Annotated in this window: 21 protein-coding genes and 2 pseudogenes; 9 read left to right on the forward strand and 14 right to left on the reverse strand. The window is 60.5% G+C overall.

Going from position 1 to position 21,469, the window contains the following annotated elements:
- Window positions 1–213 precede the first annotated feature (213 nt).
- Window positions 214–1,749, forward strand: coding sequence for an FAD-dependent oxidoreductase (locus JFU47_RS08405; RefSeq protein WP_201182451.1), 1,536 nt, complete (start codon window positions 214–216; stop codon window positions 1,747–1,749).
- Window positions 1,750–1,792: 43 nt separating this feature from the next.
- On the opposite strand, the gene hemB is transcribed toward JFU47_RS08405, so the two are convergent.
- The 3 genes from hemB to JFU47_RS08420 form a co-directional block, all read right to left on the reverse strand.
- Window positions 1,793–2,767, reverse strand: a complete 975-nt coding sequence (hemB, locus tag JFU47_RS08410; RefSeq protein ID WP_201182452.1) for a porphobilinogen synthase — start codon at window positions 2,765–2,767, stop codon at window positions 1,793–1,795.
- Between the two features lie 302 nt (window positions 2,768–3,069).
- The gene (locus tag JFU47_RS08415; protein ID WP_201182453.1) at window positions 3,070–3,912 is read right to left on the reverse strand and encodes a PhzF family phenazine biosynthesis protein; all 843 of its coding nucleotides are present in this window, start codon (window positions 3,910–3,912) and stop codon (window positions 3,070–3,072) included.
- Between the two features lie 32 nt (window positions 3,913–3,944).
- On the reverse strand, window positions 3,945–4,643 hold the full coding sequence (locus JFU47_RS08420) for a glutathione binding-like protein (RefSeq protein WP_201182455.1): 699 nt from the start codon (window positions 4,641–4,643) through the stop codon (window positions 3,945–3,947).
- Window positions 4,644–5,013: 370 nt separating this feature from the next.
- Between JFU47_RS08420 and JFU47_RS08425 the strand changes: the two genes are divergently transcribed.
- Window positions 5,014–5,688: a histidine phosphatase family protein gene (locus tag JFU47_RS08425; RefSeq protein WP_201182456.1), complete on the forward strand. Its 675-nt coding sequence runs from the start codon at window positions 5,014–5,016 to the stop codon at window positions 5,686–5,688.
- A gap of 63 nt (window positions 5,689–5,751) precedes the next feature.
- Here the strand turns inward: JFU47_RS08425 and mnmH are convergent, their stop codons facing one another.
- Both mnmH and selD read right to left on the reverse strand, forming a co-directional pair.
- A complete protein-coding gene (gene mnmH, locus JFU47_RS08430) occupies window positions 5,752–6,855 on the reverse strand; it encodes a tRNA 2-selenouridine(34) synthase MnmH (protein ID WP_201182458.1) in 1,104 nt (367 codons plus the stop codon).
- The gene (gene selD / locus JFU47_RS08435) at window positions 6,855–7,889 is read right to left on the reverse strand and encodes a selenide, water dikinase SelD (RefSeq protein ID WP_033057379.1); all 1,035 of its coding nucleotides are present in this window, start codon (window positions 7,887–7,889) and stop codon (window positions 6,855–6,857) included. The genes mnmH and selD overlap by 1 nt, the downstream gene beginning before the upstream one ends.
- Window positions 7,890–8,130: 241 nt before the next feature.
- Here selD and JFU47_RS08440 point away from each other — a divergent pair, with 241 nt between their 5' ends.
- Together JFU47_RS08440 and JFU47_RS08445 are read left to right on the forward strand one after the other, a co-directional pair.
- Window positions 8,131–9,087 (forward strand): nucleoside-specific channel-forming protein Tsx, encoded by a 957-nt coding sequence (locus JFU47_RS08440; RefSeq protein ID WP_111452431.1) that lies wholly within the window; start codon window positions 8,131–8,133, stop codon window positions 9,085–9,087.
- A 22-nt stretch (window positions 9,088–9,109) separates the two neighbouring features.
- Complete coding sequence (locus JFU47_RS08445; RefSeq protein WP_201182459.1) at window positions 9,110–10,132, forward strand: purine-nucleoside phosphorylase; 1,023 nt, start codon at window positions 9,110–9,112, stop codon at window positions 10,130–10,132.
- A 139-nt stretch (window positions 10,133–10,271) separates the two neighbouring features.
- Here JFU47_RS08445 and JFU47_RS08450 read toward each other — a convergent pair whose 3' ends face one another.
- The 3 genes from JFU47_RS08450 to JFU47_RS08460 form a co-directional block, all read right to left on the reverse strand.
- Entirely contained in the window at window positions 10,272–11,228 is a 957-nt protein-coding gene (locus tag JFU47_RS08450) for a quinone oxidoreductase family protein (protein WP_201182461.1), read from the reverse strand.
- 28 nt (window positions 11,229–11,256) lie between these two features.
- Entirely contained in the window at window positions 11,257–11,430 is a 174-nt protein-coding gene (locus JFU47_RS08455) for a DUF1427 family protein (protein WP_081744004.1), read from the reverse strand.
- Window positions 11,431–11,549: 119 nt separating this feature from the next.
- Window positions 11,550–12,335 (reverse strand): AraC family transcriptional regulator, encoded by a 786-nt coding sequence (locus JFU47_RS08460; RefSeq protein WP_140895018.1) that lies wholly within the window; start codon window positions 12,333–12,335, stop codon window positions 11,550–11,552.
- Window positions 12,336–12,480: 145 nt separating this feature from the next.
- Between JFU47_RS08460 and JFU47_RS08465 the strand changes: the two genes are divergently transcribed.
- Both JFU47_RS08465 and JFU47_RS08470 read left to right on the forward strand, forming a co-directional pair.
- The gene (locus JFU47_RS08465) at window positions 12,481–12,708 is read left to right on the forward strand and encodes a DUF6555 family protein (protein WP_008152143.1); all 228 of its coding nucleotides are present in this window, start codon (window positions 12,481–12,483) and stop codon (window positions 12,706–12,708) included.
- Between the two features lie 38 nt (window positions 12,709–12,746).
- Window positions 12,747–13,025, forward strand: a complete 279-nt coding sequence (locus JFU47_RS08470) for a hypothetical protein (RefSeq protein WP_140895017.1) — start codon at window positions 12,747–12,749, stop codon at window positions 13,023–13,025.
- Between the two features lie 26 nt (window positions 13,026–13,051).
- Here JFU47_RS08470 and JFU47_RS08475 read toward each other — a convergent pair whose 3' ends face one another.
- From JFU47_RS08475 to JFU47_RS08485, 3 genes are all read right to left on the reverse strand, one after another.
- Window positions 13,052–13,216: a metallothionein gene (locus JFU47_RS08475; RefSeq protein ID WP_140680239.1), complete on the reverse strand. Its 165-nt coding sequence runs from the start codon at window positions 13,214–13,216 to the stop codon at window positions 13,052–13,054.
- Between the two features lie 243 nt (window positions 13,217–13,459).
- Entirely contained in the window at window positions 13,460–13,915 is a 456-nt protein-coding gene (locus JFU47_RS08480) for a DMT family transporter (protein ID WP_201182462.1), read from the reverse strand.
- Window positions 13,915–14,409 carry a DMT family transporter gene (locus tag JFU47_RS08485; RefSeq protein WP_201182464.1) on the reverse strand — a complete coding sequence of 165 codons (495 nt, stop codon included), beginning with the start codon at window positions 14,407–14,409 and terminating at the stop codon, window positions 13,915–13,917. Before JFU47_RS08485 ends, JFU47_RS08480 begins: the two co-directional genes overlap by 1 nt.
- Before the next feature lie 113 nt (window positions 14,410–14,522).
- On the opposite strand from JFU47_RS08485, the gene JFU47_RS08490 reads away from it, so the two are divergent.
- The gene (locus JFU47_RS08490; RefSeq protein ID WP_201182466.1) at window positions 14,523–15,458 is read left to right on the forward strand and encodes a LysR family transcriptional regulator; all 936 of its coding nucleotides are present in this window, start codon (window positions 14,523–14,525) and stop codon (window positions 15,456–15,458) included.
- Window positions 15,459–15,571: 113 nt separating this feature from the next.
- Here JFU47_RS08490 and JFU47_RS33535 read toward each other — a convergent pair whose 3' ends face one another.
- From JFU47_RS33535 to JFU47_RS08500, 3 genes and pseudogenes are all read right to left on the reverse strand, one after another.
- Entirely contained in the window at window positions 15,572–16,393 is an 822-nt protein-coding gene (locus JFU47_RS33535) for a methyl-accepting chemotaxis protein (protein ID WP_371922184.1), read from the reverse strand.
- An 84-nt stretch (window positions 16,394–16,477) separates the two neighbouring features.
- A pseudogene (locus tag JFU47_RS33540) lies at window positions 16,478–17,254 on the reverse strand (cache domain-containing protein); the annotation flags it as partial.
- 208 nt (window positions 17,255–17,462) lie between these two features.
- Complete coding sequence (locus tag JFU47_RS08500) at window positions 17,463–18,779, reverse strand: Na+/H+ antiporter NhaC family protein (protein ID WP_201185173.1); 1,317 nt, start codon at window positions 18,777–18,779, stop codon at window positions 17,463–17,465.
- Between the two features lie 1,530 nt (window positions 18,780–20,309).
- Here JFU47_RS08500 and JFU47_RS33545 point away from each other — a divergent pair.
- Window positions 20,310–20,456, forward strand: a pseudogene (locus JFU47_RS33545) (HAMP domain-containing protein); the annotation flags it as partial.
- Between the two features lie 102 nt (window positions 20,457–20,558).
- Window positions 20,559–21,314 carry a methyl-accepting chemotaxis protein gene (locus JFU47_RS33550; RefSeq protein ID WP_403145802.1) on the forward strand — a complete coding sequence of 252 codons (756 nt, stop codon included), beginning with the start codon at window positions 20,559–20,561 and terminating at the stop codon, window positions 21,312–21,314.
- The last annotated feature ends 155 nt before the right edge of the window (window positions 21,315–21,469 follow it).

Below are 21,469 nucleotides of genomic sequence, written 5' to 3' on the forward strand. Positions count from 1 at the left end.
GGCATGGCGCAGGCTATGACTCTCGCCGCCCCCAACTGTTCCGTAGCAGCTGCCGAGCCTGCGAGGCTGCGTTCGGACGTCGCAGTCGTAGTTCGATGAATGCGGTTTACCTGAAATAACGCAGGGCTGCGGGGCCTTTTTCCGTTTGGCAGACAACCTGCCCGTCTGTCGCGGCTGAACCATACTTGAGCCACACACCGAGGAGGACAGTTCATGAACCGTAGCGACGTACTGATCATCGGCGCCGGCCCGACCGGACTGGTGTTGGCGCTGTGGCTGAGCAAGCTTGGCGTGCAAGTGCGCATCATCGACAAGACGTCGGCACCCGGAACCACGTCGCGGGCGCTGGCCGTCCAGGCCCGGACGCTGGAGCTGTATCGCCAGCTCGACCTCAGCAACGCCGTTGTGCAGAACGGTCATCGAGTGGCCGCGGCGAACTTCTGGGTCAAGGGCGAACCCGTGGCGCGCTTGCCGTTGACCCGCATCGGCGAAGGCCTGACGCCCTATGCGTTCCTCGAAATCTTTCCTCAGGATGAACACGAACGGCTGCTGATCGACCGCCTCGAAGCCTTTGGCATCAAGGTCGAGCGCAACACGACGCTGGAGAGTTTCATGGAAACCGGTGACGGCATCACCGCCTATCTGCGCTTGGCCGATGGTCAGGAGGAAACCTGCCAGGCCTGCTATCTGGCGGGTTGCGACGGTGCCCGGTCGATCGTGCGCAAGACCCTGGACACCGGATTTCCCGGTGGCACCTACCAGCAGATTTTCTACGTCGCCGACGTGCAGGCCAGCGGGCCGACATTTAACGGCGAACTGCACGTGGATCTCGATGAAGCGGATTTTCTCGCGGTGTTTCCCTTGGCCGGTGAAGGCCGCGCCCGTCTGATCGGCACCGTGCGCGACGAACGCGCCGACCAGGCCGACACCCTGCAATTTGAAGACGTCAGCAGCCGGGCCATCGAGCATATGAAAGTAAAGATCGAGCAACTGAACTGGTTCTCGACCTACCGCGTGCATCATCGTGTGGCGGATCATTTTAGCACCGGGCGTGCGTTTCTATTGGGTGATGCCGCCCACGTCCACAGCCCCGCCGGTGGCCAAGGCATGAACACCGGCATTGGCGATGCCATCAACCTCGCCTGGAAACTCGCGGCGGTGTTGAGCGGCGGCGCTGAGGCCAAACTCCTCGACACTTACGAAACCGAGCGCATCGCGTTTGCTCGCAAACTGGTCGCCACCACCGATCGGGTGTTCAGTTTCGTCACGGCCGAAGGGCGCATGGCCGATTTGCTGCGCACGCGTCTGGCGCCGTTCGTGATTCCGAAAATGGCATCGTTTGAGGCGTCCCGCGAGTTCCTGTTTCGCACGGTGTCGCAGATCACCCTGAATTATCGCGCAATGCCGTTGAGCACGGGCGTTGCCGGTCATGTTCACGGTGGCGACCGCCTGCCTTGGGCTCACGATGGTGAGGGGGACAATTTCGAATCGCTGAAGTGTCCGACCTGGCAGGTGCATGTGTACGGCGATACCAGCGACGAAATGATCGCCTGGTGCCACGAACATCATTTGCCGTTGCATGTGTTTGACTGGCGGCCGGCGTTTGAAGCGGCTGGCCTGGGGCGTAACGGGTTTTACCTGTTGCGGCCGGATACGTATGTGGCGATTGCCGACAACTCTGCCGATCCCAAGGTGATCGAGCGGTACTTCCGGGACCACGGGATTCGGCCGTTTTTTGGTGCCCGCTGATGATCGTTCCCACGCTCTGCGTGGGAACGATCACGTCAAGACCTCAGATCCCGGCCAGCGCCAGGTCCATCGCGAAGTAAGTGAAGATCAGATCCGCCCCTGCCCGCTTGATCGCGCCAAGACTCTCACGCACCACGCGAGCCTCATCGATCGCCCCGGCCTGGGCGGCGAATTTGATCATCGCGTACTCGCCGCTCACCTGATACGCCGACAGCGGCAAACGCGAGGCTTCACGGATATCGCGGATGATGTCCAGGTAGGCGCCGGCCGGTTTGACCATCAGCGCGTCGGCACCTTCCTGCTCATCCATCAGTGATTCGCGCACGGCTTCGCGGCGGTTCATCGGGTTCATCTGATAGCTTTTGCGGTCGCCCTTGAGTGCGCTGCCGCCGGCTTCACGGAACGGTCCATAGAGCGCCGAGGCAAACTTGGTCGAATAGGCCATGATCGCGGTCTGGTTGAAACCCGCTTCATCGAGCGCCCGGCGAATGGCCTGAACCTGCCCGTCCATGGCGGCCGACGGGGCGATCACATCGGCACCGGCACGGGCCGCAGCCACCGCTTGTTTGCCGAGGTTGATCAGGGTCTGATCGTTGTCGACCTCATGGTTGTGTAGCACGCCACAATGGCCGTGGTCGGTGTATTCACAGAAGCAGGTGTCGGACATCACAATCATGTCTGGCACGGCGTCCTTGGCGATGCGCGACATGCGCGACACCAGACCGTTGTCGCTCCAGGTGTCGCTGCCGTTGCCGTCCAAATGGTGCGATACGCCGAACGTCATCACCGACTTGATCCCGGCCCGGGCATAACGCTCGATCTCACCCGCCAGTTTCGACTCTGGAATACGCATCACGCCGGGCATGCTTTTGATCGGTACGAAGTCGTCGATCTCTTCCTCGACGAAAATCGGCAGCACCAGATCGTTCAAGCTGAACTCGGTCTCCTGGAACAGGCTGCGCAGGCTCGCAGTGCGGCGCAGACGGCGTGGACGTGCTTCGGGGAACTGACTGGACATGAGGGGTTCCTGAAAACGGAGGACAAGACGAAAGTCGAAGGGGCCAAAGCTTATGCCTTGCAAGGCGCGGGGCACAAACCTCGATCGCGGAATAAGCCCTTACCGGTTCGGCAATAATCACCGCGATACAAGCCGTTGTAGCAGCTGCCGAGCCTGCGAGGCTGCGTTCGGCCGCGAAGCGGTCGTAGTTCGGTGAACGCAATCTACCTGAAAGAACACAGTTGCAGGTTTTACGACCGCTTCGCGGCCGAACGCAGCCTCGCAGGCTCGGCAGCTGCTACAGGGTTTTGCGGCAAGTTCTGCTAGAGCGTCAAGGTTCCGCTGATGCAGGTCACGACCGCACCGCCGATCCAGATCTCGTCGCCCACTTGCTCGACCTGAATGCGTCCGGCGCGGCCCATGGTCAGGCCCTGGCTGACCACATAGGACGCCGGCGCCAGTCCTTCGCTGAGCAACCATTGGGCAATTCCGGCGTTCAGGCTACCGGTGGCGGGGTCTTCCGGCATACCGTCACCGGAGATGAACGCCCGCACTTCGAACTGTGCGTCATCGCCATCGCGCTCGGGATGCCATGGTGCGATGACACCGACGGCCAGGCCGAGCATTTGCGAATGATCCGGTTGCAGGTCCAGCACCTGCTGGCGATCCTCGACCATCACAGCCAGCCATCCGGCACCGTTGTCGACCCACTGAGTGCGCACAATCGCCCCCGATTCCAGCCCGAGCCCCCGCCGCACCCGCTCCACCACATCCGCCTCCACTGGCCCGGTTTTGAGCAATGGCGGCGCGAGAAAGGCCAGCTCTGCCCCTTGTCGACGAACCCGCACCAGCCCCACGCCGCACTCCTGAATAATCTCTTCACCCTTGGGCACGCCACCGGCCTCCAGCCACGCATGGCAGGTGCCCAATGTCGGATGGCCGGCGAACGGCAATTCCTTCAGGGTGGTGAAGATCCGCACGCGATAATCGGCGCGAGAATCGCGCGGTTCGAGTATGAATGTGGTTTCGCTGAGGTTGGTCCAGCTGGCGAACGCCGCCATGCGCTCATCACTGAGTTCATCGGCGCCGAACACCACCGCCAACGGATTGCCCTTGAGCGCAACACGACTGAAGACATCTACTTGCTTGAAATCGAATGAGTGCATGGCCTGCCCTGGTCTTGATCAAATCGAAGCGTTTACTTGGGGATTTCCAGCCCTCGCATCACCGCCGGCCGCGCCAGAAAGCGCTCCAGCACCCGCGTGACGTTGGTGAAGTCCTTTATGCCCACCAGCTCGCCGGCCTCATAGAAGCCGATCAGGTTGCGCACCCAGGGGAAGGTCGCGATGTCCGCGATGGTGTAGCGCTCGCCCATGATCCAGTCGCGCCCTTCCAGGCGGTTATTGAGCACATTAAGCAGGCGCTTGCTTTCATCGACGTAGCGGTCGCGGGGACGCTTGTCCTCATAGTCTTTGCCGGCAAATTTGTTGAAAAAGCCGAGCTGGCCAAACATCGGCCCGATACCGCCCATCTGAAACATCAGCCACTGAAGGGTCTCGTATCGGGCCGCCGATTCCTGGGCCAGCAGTTGCCCGCTCTTGTCCGCCAGGTAAATCAGAATCGCCCCGGACTCGAACAGCGCCAGGGGTTGGTCCCCTGGACCGTGGGGGTCGAGGATCGCCGGAATCTTGTTGTTGGGGTTCAGCGACAGGAATTCGGGGGACATCTGATCGTTGGTGTCGAAGCCCACACGATGAGGTTCGTAGGGCAGTCCGATCTCTTCGAGCATGATCGACACCTTGACGCCGTTGGGTGTCGGCAAGGAGTAAAGCTGAATCCACTCGGGATAGTGAGCCGGCCATTTTTGGGTAATCGGGAACGCGGACAGATCGGTCATGGGAAAGGATCCACGAGAAAATTGAGAGTGACGATCATAATGTGAGCGGCCGAAGAACGGCGACCCTTTAGCGTTATTGATATCGCTGATGAACATGATCAAAAGATTGCAGCCTGCGTCCACCCCACTACGTGTAACGTGTCCACAAATTCGCAACATCCTGTTGATAACCTAAGCTCCAAACCGTTCAAGGTTACCGGTACATTGCTGCGCACCCGCCGGAATCGAACCAAATGGTTATTAGGGGACTCTGAGCTCTGCCGCCTATGAAACTGACCGGCTTAACGACATGGAAAACGCCCGACGCAGGAATTTCGCGGTGTAAAGGTTTGTCAGCCTTAACCGAATGCGCTGAAGAACCCTTAATTCCATGATGAACCCTCTGAAATTCGCCAACCGCTTCAAACATCGCGCTTATTTGTTACTGCCCGCCCTGCTGGCGGCTGGTGCGTTGTTTCTGGTGCTGGAGTCCCGCGAAAGCCGCGCCCAACCGGCGGACGGCACTCAGACGCTGGTGTTCCTGCGCCACGCGGAAAAACCCGAAGGCGGCCTCGGCCAGCTCAACTGCCAGGGCCTGAACCGTGCCATCGACCTGGCCACCTTGCTGCCGGAAAAATTCGGCAAGGCCAACTACGTGTTTGCCGCCAACCCGACGCGCAATGTCGAAGAAGGCGAACAGGACAATTCCTACAGTTACATCCGCCCCCTGATGACCATCAGCCCCAGCGCGATCAAGCTCGGTTTACCGGTGAACATCAACTTCTCGGCCAATGACACCAGCGACCTCGCGGATGAATTGCTGCAAGACAAGTACCACAACTCGGTCATCTACACCGCCTGGTCCCACGGCTACCTGCCCGAACTGATCAACAAGGTTGCCGAGGATGCCGTCGGCAAGAAACAAACCATCACCGATGACTGGGAATCCAGCGACTACGACTCGCTTTACGTGCTCACCCTGACCTGGCACAACGGCAAGGCCAGCCTGGTGAGCCACAGCTACAAGCAAGGTCTGAATAACGGTTCGCAGACCTGTCCGACATAAAGGGACGGCTGTGCTTTAAGTTATATAGCGTCTGCAAGGGCCTCTTCGTCGGCAAATACGACATCATCCTCGCTGGGAAACGCGCCCTCGCAGATACTCAAGGACGGCAGCCCGTTCCCCCACAAACTCAATCCGCGCCCCTTTCTTCTCCCGCTGAAACGCATACATCGGGTCGTAATACTCGCGAAGCAACGCTTCGATCCAGCCACGGTGCAAGTCCACTGCCCCGCTGCTCGCCTGCTCCGCCAGCGCGTCTTCCATCAAGATCAACATCCGCCGATGACGCTCACCGCCCAGACGTTTCTGCACATTGTTCAGGCTCTCCAGCAAGCGCTCGGAAAACAGCGCGAAGCCTTCATCGCCATGCACGCCGATGAACTCCGCACACAAGTCCACCACGTAATCGCGCAGGATCCGTTCGACCCGCCCTTCCAGGCTGTCTTCCAGCCAGACCATCGGGAACTGTTGCATGCCCTGAAACAGCGGCAACGGCAGCGCACAACAGCCAATCGCACGGCTCTCGTCTTCCAGCACAAACTGCTCAATGCCGTGGGCGCGCTTCTTCAGCACGTCCACCGCCAAGCGGTTTTCAAAATCGATGTTGGAGGGTTGGCCGGTCGCGCGTTTACCGAAACTGGAGCCGCGATGATGGGCGTGACCTTCAAGGTCCAGGCCGTTGCGCAACTGCGTGAGCACTTCGGTTTTGCCGGTGCCGGTCATGCCGCCCAGCAAGACGAAATCGCACTGGGCAACCGCCTGATCGAGCGTGTCGAGCAAGAAGGTTCGCATGGCCTTGTAGCCGCCACCCACTCGCGGATAGTCGATGCCCGCCTCGTCCTTGAGCCATTGCTGGACGATCTGCGAACGTAAACCGCCGCGAAAACAATACAAATACCCATCAGGATGAGCCCGGGCAAAATCGGCCCAGGCCTGGATACGCTCGGCCTTTATCTCGCCGGACACCAACTGGTGTCCCAGCGTAATGGCCGCTTGCTGGCCGTGTTGCTTGTAACAAGTGCCGACCCGTTGCCGCTCGTGGTCATTCATCAGCGGCAGGTTAACCACGCCGGGGAATGAGCCTTTGAGAAATTCGACCGGAGCACGGGTATCCATCATCGGCCGGTCGTTGAGGAAGATGTCGCGGTAATCGGTGAAGTCGATGGACATCAAAACACCTCAACCGCGTTCGTCTGTCGCTCGATCAGTTCGCCGATCGGCTCAAGGGTCAGGCCCAGCTCAGCGGCTACTTTGAGGAAGTGTTCGTTGCCTTCGGGGGTGACCGCAACCAGCAGGCCACCGCTGGTCTGCGGATCGCAGAGCACGCGTTTGTGCATTTCCTGAAGACGCCCAAGTTTGCTGGCGTAGCTGTCGAAGTTGCGCAGCGTCCCGCCCGGCACGCAGCCTTGGTCGAGGTAATACTCGACACCCGGCAGACGCGGTACGCGGTCGTACTCGATGCGAGCGGTCACGTTGCTGCCGTCGGCCATTTCTACCAAATGCCCCAGCAGGCCGAAACCGGTGACGTCGGTCATCGCGGTGACGCACTCGAGTTTGCCGAAGCGGCTGCCGGGTTTGTTCAGGGTGCACATCCAGTCGCGGGCCAGGCCGATGTCGGCATGGCGCAATTTACCCTTCTTCTCGGCGGTGGTGAGGATGCCGATGCCCAGCGGTTTGGTGAGGTAGAGCAGGCAACCGGCGGTGGCGGTGTCGTTGCGCTTCATGTGGCGCTTTTCCACCAGACCGGTCACGGCGAGGCCGAAGATCGGCTCCGGCGCGTCGATGGAATGTCCACCGGCCAAAGGAATTCCGGCTTCGTCGCAGACCGAACGCCCGCCGCGAATCACTTCCCGGGCAATCTCTGGCGCCAGTACGTTGACCGGCCAGCCGAGAATCGCAATCGCCATCAACGGATCGCCGCCCATGGCGTAGATGTCGCTGATGGCGTTGGTGGCGGCGATGCGGCCGAAATCGAACGGGTCGTCGACGATCGGCATAAAGAAGTCAGTGGTCGACACCACGCCGCGTTCTTCATCGATGGCGTACACCGCCGCGTCATCGCGCGAGGCATTGCCGACCCAGAGTTTCGGGTCAAGGTTCTGCGCCCCGCTGCCGGCCAGAATCACCTCCAGCACTTGGGGAGAAATCTTGCAGCCACATCCAGCACCGTGGCTGTATTGGGTCAAACGAATCGGTTCGCTCATGGGGACACACCTTGTGAAGTCATTGCCCGAGAGTCTACATCAACGTCATCGTCGCCGAGGCCCCGCGAATCCTTGACCGAAAGGACAGTTAAACCATCAATTCACTAGCCTTTTCCGTGCCTTGAGCAAAATTGGTATGCGTTGTGCAAACGTTTGCGTGTCGCTAATGCAGACGTTTTCGCTACATAACCGCGCACGCCCGCAGAAGCGGGCCTTCGATCCGCACGAAAAGGGACTTTTAATGCACCGCACGTCCAGCCGCGTGACTTGCTCGCGCACTTTTGCTGTTTCCTTGCTGCTGGCCAGCGTTACAGGACTACTCAGCAGCACCGTTTTGGCGCAACCCGCCCCCGCCGAAGAATCCGCCCAAGGCGAAAGCCTCAGCCCCGAAGCGAGCCCACCGAAAAAAGGCGTGTACCTCTCGGACTGGTTCAATCAGGACCTGACCGTCATCGGCAGCAAAGACATCAGTTTCGGCCCGCAACCGGCCGACGATATCTACCTGGAATACGAGTACTTCGGGCGCAAGGGGCCATTCGAGTTGTACGGCTACATCGACATCCCGAAGATCTTCGACATCGGCAACAGCCATGACAAAGGCGTGTGGGACCACGGCTCGCCGGTGTTCATGGAGCACGAACCGCGGATCTCCATCGATTACCTCGCCGGCCGCAGCCTGGCCATCGGGCCGTTCAAGGAATGGTACGTCGCCTTCGACTGGATCTACGACCACGGCAGTAACAGTGCCAACCGCGCCAATACGCTGTACAGCGGTTTGGGCACCGACATCGACACCCATTCGCGGGTCAACCTGTCGGCCAACTTCTATGGGCGCTACCAGTGGGAAAACTACGGCGCCAGCAACGAGTACTCGTGGGATGGCTATCGCGCCCAACTCAAATACATCGTGCCGATCAGCAGCTTCAGCAACGGCGCGTCACTGACCTACATCGGGTTCACCAACTTCGACTTCGGCTCGGACCTGCACAAGGACAACCCGGCTCGCACCGCCAACGCCACCGTCGCCACCAACGTGTTGCTGTACTCGTTCACCCACTTGCGTTTCACCCTGGTCGGCCGGTATTTCCACAACGGCGGCAACTGGGAGGATGGCAGCGAATTGAATTTCGGCGACGGTAACTTCCGCGCCCGTTCCGACGGCTGGGGTTACTACGCCGGCGTCGGTTATCAATTTTAAGTCTTGTTTGAATCAGGAGGTTATGCATGCAATGACGCGTCTTTCCCTGGCCTGTGCCGCCCTGCTCTCCTCAACGGCCTGGGCGACTGAAGCGCCGATCCAGCCGAAAGTGATGTTGATCACCATGTTCGCCCCCGAGGCGCAAAACTGGATTGATCGACTGGAACTCAAACAGGAAGTGCGGGTGCCGGGGCTGTCCGCCGAGTACCCGACCGTTCGCTGCAACAGTCAGCAGGTATGCCTGATGGTCACCGGCATGGGTCAGACCAACGCCGCGGCGTCGACGCTGGCCCTGGCGTTGTCGTCGAAATTCGACCTGCGTAAAAGTTACTTTCTGATCGCCGGGATTGCCGGTATCAGCCCGAAACACGGGACCATTGGCACCACCGCGTGGGCGCATTATCTGGTGGAATTCGGCACCCAATGGGAGCTGGATTCCCGGGACGCGCCGACAGACTGGCCGACCGGTTATATCGGCATCAACACCAAAGGCCCGAATGAAAAGCCGCCACTGGATTACAAGACCGAAGTCTTCGAACTCAACCCGAAGTTGCAGGCCAAGGCCTTTGCTCTCAGCCACAAAGTCGAGCTGAGCGAGAGCAAGGAATCGGCCGCGTGGCGCATGAAGTATCCGTCGGCCCCGGCCAATCAGCCGCCGGTGGTGACTCAGTGCGACACGCTCGCGGGCAATACCTGGTATTCCGGGACGCGGTTGAGTGAGCGCGCCGAGGTCTGGACCAAACTGCTGACCGAAAACAAAGGTGAGTACTGCACGACGCAGCAGGAAGACAACTCCACTTACGAAGCGCTGCTGCGGGCGAGTCGTGAAGGTTTGGTCGATGTCCAGCGGCTGGCGGTGGTGCGGGCCGGTTCCGATTTTGACCGGCCGGCGCCGGGCCAGAGTGAGGTGGATAACCTGCTCAAGTATGCGGATCAGGGCGGGTTTGTGCCGGCGCTGGAGAACCTGTACCGGACGGGGAATCCGTTGGTGCAGGAGATTTTGAAGAACTGGTCGGCGTGGGAGAACGGCGTTCCCGAGGCTTGAGTTCGGCTTGAGGCCCCCTTCGTCGGAACGCCGCCCGGAGCAGGCTCGCTCCCACAGGTTCAGCGCAATCCTTGTGGGAGCGAGCCGGCTCCGGGCGGCGTTCCGACGAAGGGGCCAGAACATCCAACATCAATGCCGGTTATGGCAACAAAATTACTTTGTCACCACTGCCTTGACTCACCTCGGCATACCGCGCCAGCCCTTCATCCAGCGGCGATTCAAACAGACCCTCGGGCAACGGCAACAAGCCCTGATCGAAGAACGTGCCGAACTGATCAAGCATCGCCGCACACGCCTGGACGCCATACAACAACGAATTGATCCCCACCACCGAACCGCCCTTGCGATACAGCGCCAGGGCCGGCAACTGCACCAGGCCGTCCACCGGCGCGGCGATGATCGCGATGCGACCGAACGCGGCCAGCGCCGGAACCGAGGCTGGGAGCCAGAAACCGGTGGTGTCGAAAATCACATCGGCGCCGCCGGCATACACGGCATTCACCTGTGCACCGAGATCCTCGGGCTTATCCAGTTGCAGCGTCTGATACCCCTGGGCCTGTAAATCCTTGACCTGCTCCGGCCGCCGCGCCGCGGCCAGTACTTGAGCGCCACGCACCTTGGCCAACGCCAACGCCGCGCTGCCCACCGCCCCGCCGCCGATCACCAGCAAACGGGTTTGGGCCGTCACCAGACTGCGTTCCAACGCATCCCACGCCGTGGTGTACGGCACGCCGAGGCTTGCAGCCTGGGCAAAACTCAGATGGGTCGGCTTATTCGCTACACCATTGGCCGGCAGTTTGACGAATTGCGCGTGCGAGCCATCGGCGAAAAAACCCAACTCACGGCCGGTGCCCCAGACTTCCTGGCCGATCAGTGCCTGCGGGCCTTCAACAACCACACCGGCGAAATCACGACCGGGAATCCGCGGCAGTGTGGTGTAGGGAAAGCGCCCCAGCACGTTCTTCACATCGCTGGGGTTGAGGCCGGCGGCTTTGATCTGGACCAACACTTCATCGGCGCCGGGGACAGGGGTGGGAACCTCAACGTAGCGCAGGGCCGAGAGGTCACCGGTCTTGTCGAATTGCAGTGCTTTCATGAGCGTTTTCCTCGAATGAATAAACGGTTCAGGAGATCCAGCCAGCCACCAGTTGCCGGCCCATTGGCCACAACTTCTCACCGGCCAACATGCCGAGCAGCCCTACCAGCGCGATGGCTGGCGGTGCGGGGGAACGAAAATCCAGAGCGCCGTAGAGCAAACCGACGCCCAGACCGATGACCAATGAGATGAGGTAGCTCATGGCAGACTCCGTGGCTAGTTAGGGTATGTCCGGAGTCTAAAGATCGGTAGCGACGAGCACCGGCCAAGTGCTTCTGAATATCGGCCAAAGCGCTAATGCCGGATCCAAGGCAAGTTTTGTTATGCCTCGGCTTTGCGCTGGCTCGCCGAAAACTGCGAAGGCGCGACACCCAGTTCCCGCCGGAACATGTCGCTGAAGCTGCTCGGTGAATAACCCAGCTCCCGGGCAATCGCACTGACCGGCACGCCCTGGATCAACTCCGCCACCGCCGTCGCCAATTGCACCTGGCGCCGCCATTCGGCGAAGCCCATGCCCAAACCGTCCTTGAACAGCCGCGCCAGCGTACGCACGCTGGCACCGGCGTTTTCGGCGTGTTGTTCGAAGGCAATGTCCAGCGATGGCGCGGCCATGACCGCCTGGCACAGGTTCATCAGGCGTCGGTCGGAATCATCCGGCAAGGGGATTTTCAGCAGCGAGCGCCTGGCTCGCCTAAGCTCCAGCAGCGCCAGGCCGACCAGCGCTTCGTAATACTCGGGCGCGCCATCGTCGCCCTGCTCCACCAACCCGACGATCAGCTCACGCAGCAGTCCGCCGACTTCGATCACCTGAACCGTGTCGTCCAGCGTCGCCGCCAATGAGGGCCGCAAGTAGATGTTGCGCATCTGTAAATCCGAAACCACACGAATCCCGTGGGGCACACCTGGCGGCAGCCACACCGCTCGTTGCGGCGGCACCACCAGCGCTTCATGGGGCGTCTCGACCCACATCACCCCGCTCATTGCATACAGCAACTGCCCCCAGACATGTTCATGCGGCTCGATATACAAGCCGCGCGGATAGGTGCGCGCCAGTGGTTGCACGGGCACATCGGTGTCACTCAGGTCTGGAGGGGTGGCAAGGGCCATGGGCAGCAATCATTGAGCGTTTCAGAGATTGCATGGTAACGAGCCACGGGGGTTGTCGCTACGGGCGGCATCCATCTGACAATTCGACTGAATTTTCCGTAACCCCAACGATCTTTGTATTACCACAGGGAGGAATACGGGCTCTATGAACAACGCAAAACTTTTCGTCATTGAATACACCCTTCATGGCGCGCCCAAGTCTTTCATCATCCGCCTGGACAAGATGGATAACGCGGAGGCATGGCATTGGGCAAGTTGCGACGCGGGGGTCGGAAGAATCCCTCGCTTCGGCCGAGAGAAGGTGCAAAAAACCAGCAAGCCGATGGCGGAGAAATTCGGCGTGGAAAACGTCAAGTGGCGGCCGGCGAATTAACGGATGGCGCAGCTTTGGACCTTTGGAGGGAACGGCGCATGACAACGACGCAACTTACCAGCACGGCACACCTCGACTACGGTATCGATACGCTGTTCGGTCGAATCACCAAAAGCGCCGAGTGTCAGGTCGGACTTGAGCAAGTCGAGCATGACCCGACCCGCTTCGCGCTACGCGTCCACTCACCTATACCGCAAGATCTGGAACAGGCAAATACGGTGTTGGTAAGGGTGGATGGGCGACGACTCAATGGCATCATCCGCCATACCGAACGGCTGGAAGATCAAAGCCTGAAACTGGAAGTGGAGCCCGAATAGGCTCCACGTTCTGTGCGTGACGGGTGTCACCCCTTGGCGCACTTGCAACCTTTGCTGGCGCATTCTTCGCCGTGCTCATGGTGCTTGGCGCAGGCTTCACAGCAATAATGCTTGCCGTGGCGCGCGATCGGATGTTCGCCCAGTTTGCAGGAGCATTTGGGGCAGTCGCATTTACTGTCACTGCTGATCATGTGTCTGACTCCATTGGTTGTGGTCGTCCGGGTCTGGCAAATGCGACCCGTACCACCAGTGTAGGAGCTTGTAGCAGCTGTCGAGCCTGCGAGGCTGCGTTCGAGGACTTGTCCTCGTAAATCCTGCGCACGCGGTCTACCTGAATCTCCGTAGTGTCTGATTTTACGATCGCTGCGCGACCGAACGCAGCCTCGCAGACTCGGCAGCTGCTACACGTACGTGTTCGACATGAGTTTTCGGTGTCACTCGCTTCTCGTACTGCTGCGGTACATGAACAGCAACGCCAACGCGAGACACACCATCGCCAGTATCCGGCTGCTGGACAACTCGATCGCCGGGTTGCCCAGCCAGCCGAAGTTATCGATCAACATCCCCATCCCCAGTTGCCCGACGATCACCGCCACCGTCGCCACCGCCGTGCCGACCCGCGGCACCGCGCCAACCATCACTATCATGTACACCACCCCGAACAGTGCACCGCTGAGCTGCCATTTCGGCACGTCCAGCAAACTCACGGCATGGGCCGGCTCGAAAAACAGGATCAGCAGCCCGGTGGTCACGGCACCGACCACGAAGGTCAACAAACTGCTGCGCAACACGCCCACCGTTTCGCCCAACCGGCCATTGATCGCCGCCTGAACACTCAGCACCGCTCCGGCCGCCACGACCACCGCCAACAAAATAATCAGATTCATCATCAACCCCGAGCGATCAGAACAAGTGCCGCGACAATCAGCAGCAAGGCCAGCCAACGTTCACCGTTGACCTTCTTGCGGGTGGCACCGAACCAGCCGAAGTGGTCGATCAACACGCTTTTGCCGACCTGCCCGGAGAGAATCGCGATCATCGTCATGGCAATGCCGATGTGCGGCGTGGCCAAGGTCAGCACGATCACGTACATCGGCCCCAGGAACCCGCCGATCAACTGCCAGCGCGGCAGCTCATTCAAAGCGGGCCCTTGTTGCGGACCGCTGAACAGCAACAGCAAAAACAGAATCGCCGAGCCGACACCGAAGATGCTCAAGGTCGCCCACAAGTGCCCGACCTGAACCCCGAGCGGCCCGAGCAAACCGGCCTCCACGGACAGGCCCATGCCGGCCAGAATCACCAGTGGCAGCAGCAACAGTCGCAGCCCCGGTTGAGTGGTCGGCGTGGCGACAACGTCCACGTCGTCGATTGAAGAAGTGTGCATAGAGAAAACCTGCCTGAAGTGAACAATGGCGCGCATTATCGGCTGGCGATCCTTTGCGATAAATGGGAGCATCCTGACAACACTTTTGCGTAACTCGCACAGCAGGATTCCTCATGCATGGCCTGAACGAACTGGGATTCAAGGCGCTTCGGTTGTTTGTAGCGGTGCTGGATCACGGCAGTTTTTCCGAAGTCGCTCGCCGCGAGGGCCTGGCACCCTCTTCGATTTCGCGGCAGATCCAATTAATGGAACAAGCCCTGAGCCAGCAATTGCTGTATCGCCACACCCGCGCCGTCTCGCCCACCGAAGCCGGGCGCATGCTCGGTCATCACGCGCGGCTGGTGCTGGTGCAACTCGAAGAGGCCGAACAGGCCCTGCAGGAACAGCAAAGCGAACCGAGCGGACTGGTGCGGATCAATGCGCCAGTGGTGTTCGGTCAGCGGCACCTGACACCGTGGCTGGGGCGGCTCTGCGAGCGCTACCCGAAACTGCAACTGGATATCCAGCAAACCGACAGCTACGTCGACCCGCTGCAGGAAGGCGCCGACCTGCTGTTTCGCATCGGCCCGCTGCACGATTCGAGCATGCAGGCGCGGATTCTGGCGCCCCAGCGTTTTCAAGTCGCCGCGAGCCCGGTCTATTTGGAACGTCACGGTACGCCGCAACATCCCGAAGAACTGGCCGCGCATCAGTGCCTGGCCTACAAGGGCGTGACCGGCCAGCAACGCTGGTTTTTCCGCAAGGATCAGCAGGACTGGACGCCCTGGTCGGTGAAGGGACCGATCACCGGCAACCACGCCGACACCCTGACCCAAGCCGCCGAACAAGGCTTGGGGCTGGTGATGTTTCCGTCGTGGTTGATTGGTGAGGCGGTGCGCAACGGCACGCTGGTGCCGGTGCTCGGGGCGTATCAAGTGTCCAACAGCCTTGAGCCGCAGCAGATTGCGGTGCTGTGGCCCGGCAGCCGACGGTTGTCGGTGAAGGTGCGGACGGTGATTGATTTCTTTGTCGAGTGTTTCGGGACCGTGCCCTACTGGGACAGACCGTAACCGCAATCCTTGTGGGAGCGAGCCTGCTCGCGAAAGCGGCGGTACAGGCCACATCTGTGTGACTGACAGACCGCTTTCGCGAGCAGGCTCGCTCCCACAGGTTCTTCGGGGTGTCAGATACGGAACTGCCCGACTAGCTTGCCCAGGCGCTGACCGAGGTCGGCCAGGCTGCGGGACGTCTGGGCACCGAGTTGGGTTTCGTCGGCGACACTGTCTACGGCCACAGCGATCTGATGCACGCTGCGGTTGATCTCTTCGGCCACGGCGGTCTGCTCTTCGGCGGCGCTGGCGATCTGCGCGTTCATCGAGTTGATGGTGCCGATCAGCTGGGCCATGGTGTCCAGCGATGCACCCGCTTCGTTGGCCTGCGCCGACGTGCCATCGCCGGCCTCGCTGGAACGGCGCATTGCTTCCACCGCCGACTGAGTGCCGGCCTGCAAGCGATCGATCATGCCCTGGATTTCCTGGGTGCTGATTTGCGTGCGACTGGCCAGCGCTCGAACCTCGTCGGCCACCACGGCAAAACCACGACCGGCTTCACCGGCACGGGCGGCTTCGATGGCGGCGTTGAGTGCCAGCAGGTTGGTCTGCTCGGCAATCGAACGGATTACCCCAAGCACGCTGACAATCGACGAGACGTCTTTTTGCAGGCTGTCCAGAGACACGCCGCTGCTGCGAATGTCGTCCACCAACGCATGAATCTTCACAATGCTGCCGGCCACCACTCGCTTGGCAGCCTGGCCTTCTTCGTCGGTCTGCTGGGCAGCCACCGCGGCGTTTTGCGCGCTTTTCGCCACTTCCTGAGCAGCAGCGGACATTTGGTTGATCGCCGTGGCGACCTGATCGGTCTCGTGACGCTGACGCTCCATGGCCTGATCCGAGCGCTGCGCCTGGTCGGAGACCTGATTCACCAGCCCGGTCAGTTGTGAAGTCATTTCGGTGATCTGGCGCACCAGGCCGTGGATCTTGTCGACGAAGCGGTTGAACGAGCCGGCCAGTTCGCCAAGTTCATCCTGGCTGGTGATGGTGAGGCGACGCGTCAGGTCACCCTCGCCCGCCGCGATGTCATCGAGATTGGCTTTCATCAGGTTCAGCGGACGCAAGATGGTGTTGGCCAGCAGCATCCCGGCAGCGGCAATCACCAACAGCACCACGGCGGCAATCCCGACGATGCTCAGCACCACGCCTTCCATGCGCTCCTGAACTTTGGCTTGAACCAGCGCGACTTGCGCTTCGATACCGTCGAGGTTCACGGAAGTACCGACCGCCATGTCCCACTTCGGCAGGTATTCGGTGTAGCCCAGTTTCGGCACCAGCACTTGGGTGTTGCCGGGCAGCGGCGAGCTGTATTGCAGGTAGTGGGTGCCGTCCTTGGCGACTTTCACCAGGTCGCGGTTGACGTAGACGCCATTCGGATCGCGGTTGTCCTTGAAGCTCTGGCCCACGCCTTCAGGGCTGTTGGCCTTGAACAGGCGCACGGTGTTGGAGTCGTAGCCGAAGAAGTAGCCCTCCTTGCCGTAGGTGATGCTCGACAGCAACTTGACCACCTGGGCTCGCGCCGCGTCATCACCGGGGGCGGCCGCATCGTAAAGAGGTTTGATCGTGGTCATGGCCACGGCGACGTAGCTTTGCAGCGTTGCCTTGGCATCGCTGAGCAGGCGCTGGCGGGTTTCCTCGACTTCCTTGCGGGCCTGCTCCTGCAGAATGAACAACGTGGTCAGGCTGATGACCAGCGCAAAGAGCAACACCGGGAGAACGGCAAGGGACAGGACTTTAGCCTTCAGGCTCATGCGCATGACGGTTCACTCTTTTGATTTTATTGGCGTGGTTATAGGCTTTAACGGCACGCCGGATCAAAAGTTGAATGCGGTCAATGTTTGATCGTTCCCACGCTCTGCGTGGGAATGCAGCCCGGGACGCTCCGCGTCCCATCAAGAGCCGAACGCGGAGCGTCCGTTGAGGCATTCCCACGCAGAGCGTGGGAACGATCATAGGTGGGCCGGTTTAGAGGACCATCGCTGCCACCCAGCCGAACGCCAGCAACGGAATGTTGTAGTGCAGGAAGGTCGGGACCACGGTGTCCCAGATGTGGTGATGCTGGCCGTCGATGTTCAGGCCCGAAGTCGGGCCGAGGGTCGAGTCCGACGCCGGCGAACCGGCATCGCCCAGCGCGCCGGCAGTCCCGACGATGCACACGATCGCGATCGGGCTGAAGCCCAGTTGCACGCACAACGGCACAAAAATCGCGGCGAGTATCGGTACAGTGGAAAACGACGAACCGATGCCCATGGTCACCAACAGGCCGACCAACAACATCAGCAACGCGCCAATGCCTTTGCTGTGGCCGATCCACGAAGCCGAGGCTTCGACCAGTGTCTGCACCTCGCCGGTGGCTTTCATCACCTCGGCAAAACCGGACGCGGCGATCATGATGAAACCGATCATCGCCATCATCTTCATGCCTTCGGTGAACAGGTCGTCGGTTTCACGCCACTTCACGATCCCCGACACCGAAAAAATCAGAAAGCCTGACAGCGCACCAATGATCATCGAATCCAGCAACAGCTGAATGATGAACGCCACCGCGATGGCCAGACCGGCGACCATCAGGCTCAGCGGATTGTACTGCACCGCGACCTGTTCGACTTGCTCGATCTTTTCCAGATCGTAAACCCGCTTCTTGCGGTAGCTGACGAACGCTGCCACGAGCCCGACGACCATGCCCAAGGCCGGAATCCCCATGGCATGGGTGACGTTGATGCCGCTGATGTCCACCCCGCTACGGGCAACGTTGGCCAGCAGGATTTCATTCAGGAAGATGTTGCCGAAGCCCACGGGCAAGAACATGTACGGCGTAATCAGGCCGAAGGTCATGACGCAGGCAATCAGTCGGCGGTCCAGCTGCAACTTGGTCAGCACATATAACAGTGGCGGCACCAGCAGCGGAATAAAGGCGATATGTATCGGCAAGATGTTCTGGGACGCGATGGCCACCACCCACAGCAAACCGATCAACAACCATTTGACCTGGCCGCCGCCGCTGGCGTGCTGGCGGTCGACCATCAGCAAGGCTTTGTCTGCCAGGGCGTGTGCCAGGCCGGACTTGGCAATGGCCACCGCGAAAGCGCCGAGCAATGCGTAGGACAACGCGACCGTCGCGCCGCCACCGAGGCCACTGTTGAAGGCTTTGAGTGTCGCGTCGATGCCCAGGCCACCGGTCAAACCACCCACCAGGGCACCCACGATCAGCGCGATTACGACGTGCACGCGGGACAGGCTAAGGATCAGCATGACGCCGACCGCGGCAATTACAGCATTAATCATCGTTACCTCAAGGCAAACGGAAAGAGTCCGGCCGGCAGTCTGCAAAGAGCCGCCAGCGGATTAAATGAGAGGGTTTTATTAGAGGGCGCGCACTGTGCCGGACCATTAACGCCTTGTCAAAGCGACCACGATCCCTTGTAGCAGCTGGCGAAGCCTGCGTTCGGCTGCGCAGCAGTCGTGAAATCAGGCGACGGGTTGTACCAGAAGTACCGTATGCGCAGGCTTGACGACTGCTGCGTCCGAACGCGGCCCGAACCGAACGCAGGCTTCGCCAGCTGCTACAGGTTTTGTGTGATGGCTTATTTAATCGCGCGGATAAAGAAAGCCGAATCGCGGCCGTTACAGTGCAAAGTCTCAGATATTTATCGAATAAAGGACGTCTCCATGTCGCTCAGACAACTTTCCATTCAATGGAAAATCACCCTGCTGGCCGGGCTGTGCCTGGCCGGCATCGTGACCCTGCTGGTGGGTCTTTCGCTGTATCGCATGGAGCACAGCTCCGAGATGGTGAAAGCCTCCAGCATGGAGATGCTCACCGAAGCGGCCCAGGCCCGGATCGAATCCCAGGGTGAAAACCAGGCGCTGGGGATTCGCCAGCAGTTCATGGATGCCTATCAATATGGCCACGGCTTTTCGCGTCAGGTGCTGTTCCTGCGCGACCAGGCCGAGAAGCGCTTCCTCGATGCCTTTGACCTGCGTGAGGACCTGACGCGTCAGGTCAAGTCGGCCCTGCAAGCCAACCCGGAACTGCTCGGCCTCTCGCTGGTGTTCGAAGCCAACGCGCTGGACGGCAAGGACGATCTGTTCGCCGGCCAGGCCGAACTGGGCAGCAACGACAAGGGCCGTTTTGCCCTGTACTGGTCGCAACCTGTGCCTGGCAAGGTGACGTCGATGGCGCTACCGGAAAGCGACATGGCCGACACCAGCACCGGCCCCAGCGGCGAACCGGCCAACGCCTGGTTCACCTGCCCGCGCACGACCCTCAAGCCCTGCGTGATCGAACCCTACTTCTACGTGATCGACGGCCAGAACGTGCTGATGACCAGCATCGTTTTCCCGCTGATGGTCAACGGCAAGGTCATCGCTTCGCTGTCGGTGGACATCAACCTCAACAGCCTGCAAGCCGTCAGCCAGGGTGCGAGCAAGAAGCTCTATGACGGCCAGACCAACGTCAGCATCATCAGCCCGGTCGGTTTGCTGGCCGGTTACAGCCCGGACGCCAGCAAACTCAGCCAGCGCCTGGACACTGTGGACAAAACCAACGGTGCCGAGCTGATCCGCATGCTCGCCGCCAGCAGCAAGACCGAAAGCCTGCACAACAATCAACAGCTCAAAGTGCTGTCGCCGTTCCAGCCGATTCCCGGTGGCAAGTCCTGGGGCGTGTTGCTCGAGGTGCCGGAGAAAGTCTTGGTCGGCCCCGCCGATGCGTTGAAAAAGCAACTCGATGAAAGCAACACCGCCGACACCCTGGTCGAACTCGGCCTGGGTGTGCTGGCCGCGTTGATTGGCCTGTTGCTGGTGTGGCTGATGGCCCGCAGCGTGACCAGGCCGATCCTGGGTGTGGCGCACATGCTCGAAGACATTGCCAGCGGCGAAGGCGATCTGACCCGCCGCCTGGCCTACGACAAAAAGGACGAACTCGGCCAATTGGCCGGCTGGTTCAACCGCTTCCTCGACAAGCTGCAACCGATCATTGCCGAGGTCAAACGCTCGGTGCAGGACGCGCGCAGCACGGCGGATCAGTCGTCCGCCATCGCCACCCAGACCAGCGCCGGCATGGAGCAGCAATACCGTCAGGTGGATCAGGTCGCTACCGCTTCCCACGAAATGAGCGCCACCGCTCAAGACGTCGCGCGCAGTGCAGCACAAGCGGCACAGGCGGCGCGGGATGCCGATCAGGCCACCCGTCGCGGTTTGACCGTGATCGACCGCACCACCGCCAGCATCGACAACCTCGCCGCCGACATGAGCGCGGCGATGGTCCAGGTCGAAGGCCTGGCGGCCAATAGCGAGAAGATCGGTTCGGTGCTGGAAGTCATTCGGGCCATCGCCGAACAGACCAACCTGTTGGCGCTCAACGCCGCCATCGAGGCTGCTCGTGCCGGTGAAGCCGGGCGCGGTTTTGCCGTGGTGGCCGATGAAGTGCGCAACCTCGCACGCCGGACCCAGGAGTCTGTCGAAGAAACCCGTCTGGTGATTGAGCAGTTGCAGAGCGGCACTCAGGACGTGGTCGGTTCGATGAACAATAGCCATCGTCAGGCTCAGGGCAGTGTCGAACAGGTGGGTCAGGCGGTGACGGCTCTGCGGCAGATTGGTGAGGCGGTGACGGTAATCAGCGACATGAACCTGCAGATCGCCAGTGCTGCGGAAGAGCAAAGCGCCGTGGCCGAGGAGATCAACAACAACGTGGCGACGATTCGGGATGTGACGGAGTCGCTGTCGGGGCAGGCGAATGAATCGGCGCGGGTGAGTCAGTCGCTCAATAGCCTGGCGAATCAGCAGCAGAGTTTGATGGATCAATTCCGCGTCTGACCTTTGTGGGGTGTCATATAGAGCCACCCCTCACCCCAGCCCTCTCCCCAGTGGGAGAGGGGGAAAGGGTGCCGATCTCCATTGGCTTCCAAACCTGAGTTCGACTTTATTTCCTCGGTCGCTGAGTATCTAAAAAACAACTCGGTCAGTCCCCT

This window comes from Pseudomonas sp. TH39(2020), assembly GCF_016650715.1.
GTDB lineage: Bacteria > Pseudomonadota > Gammaproteobacteria > Pseudomonadales > Pseudomonadaceae > Aquipseudomonas > Aquipseudomonas mandelii_C.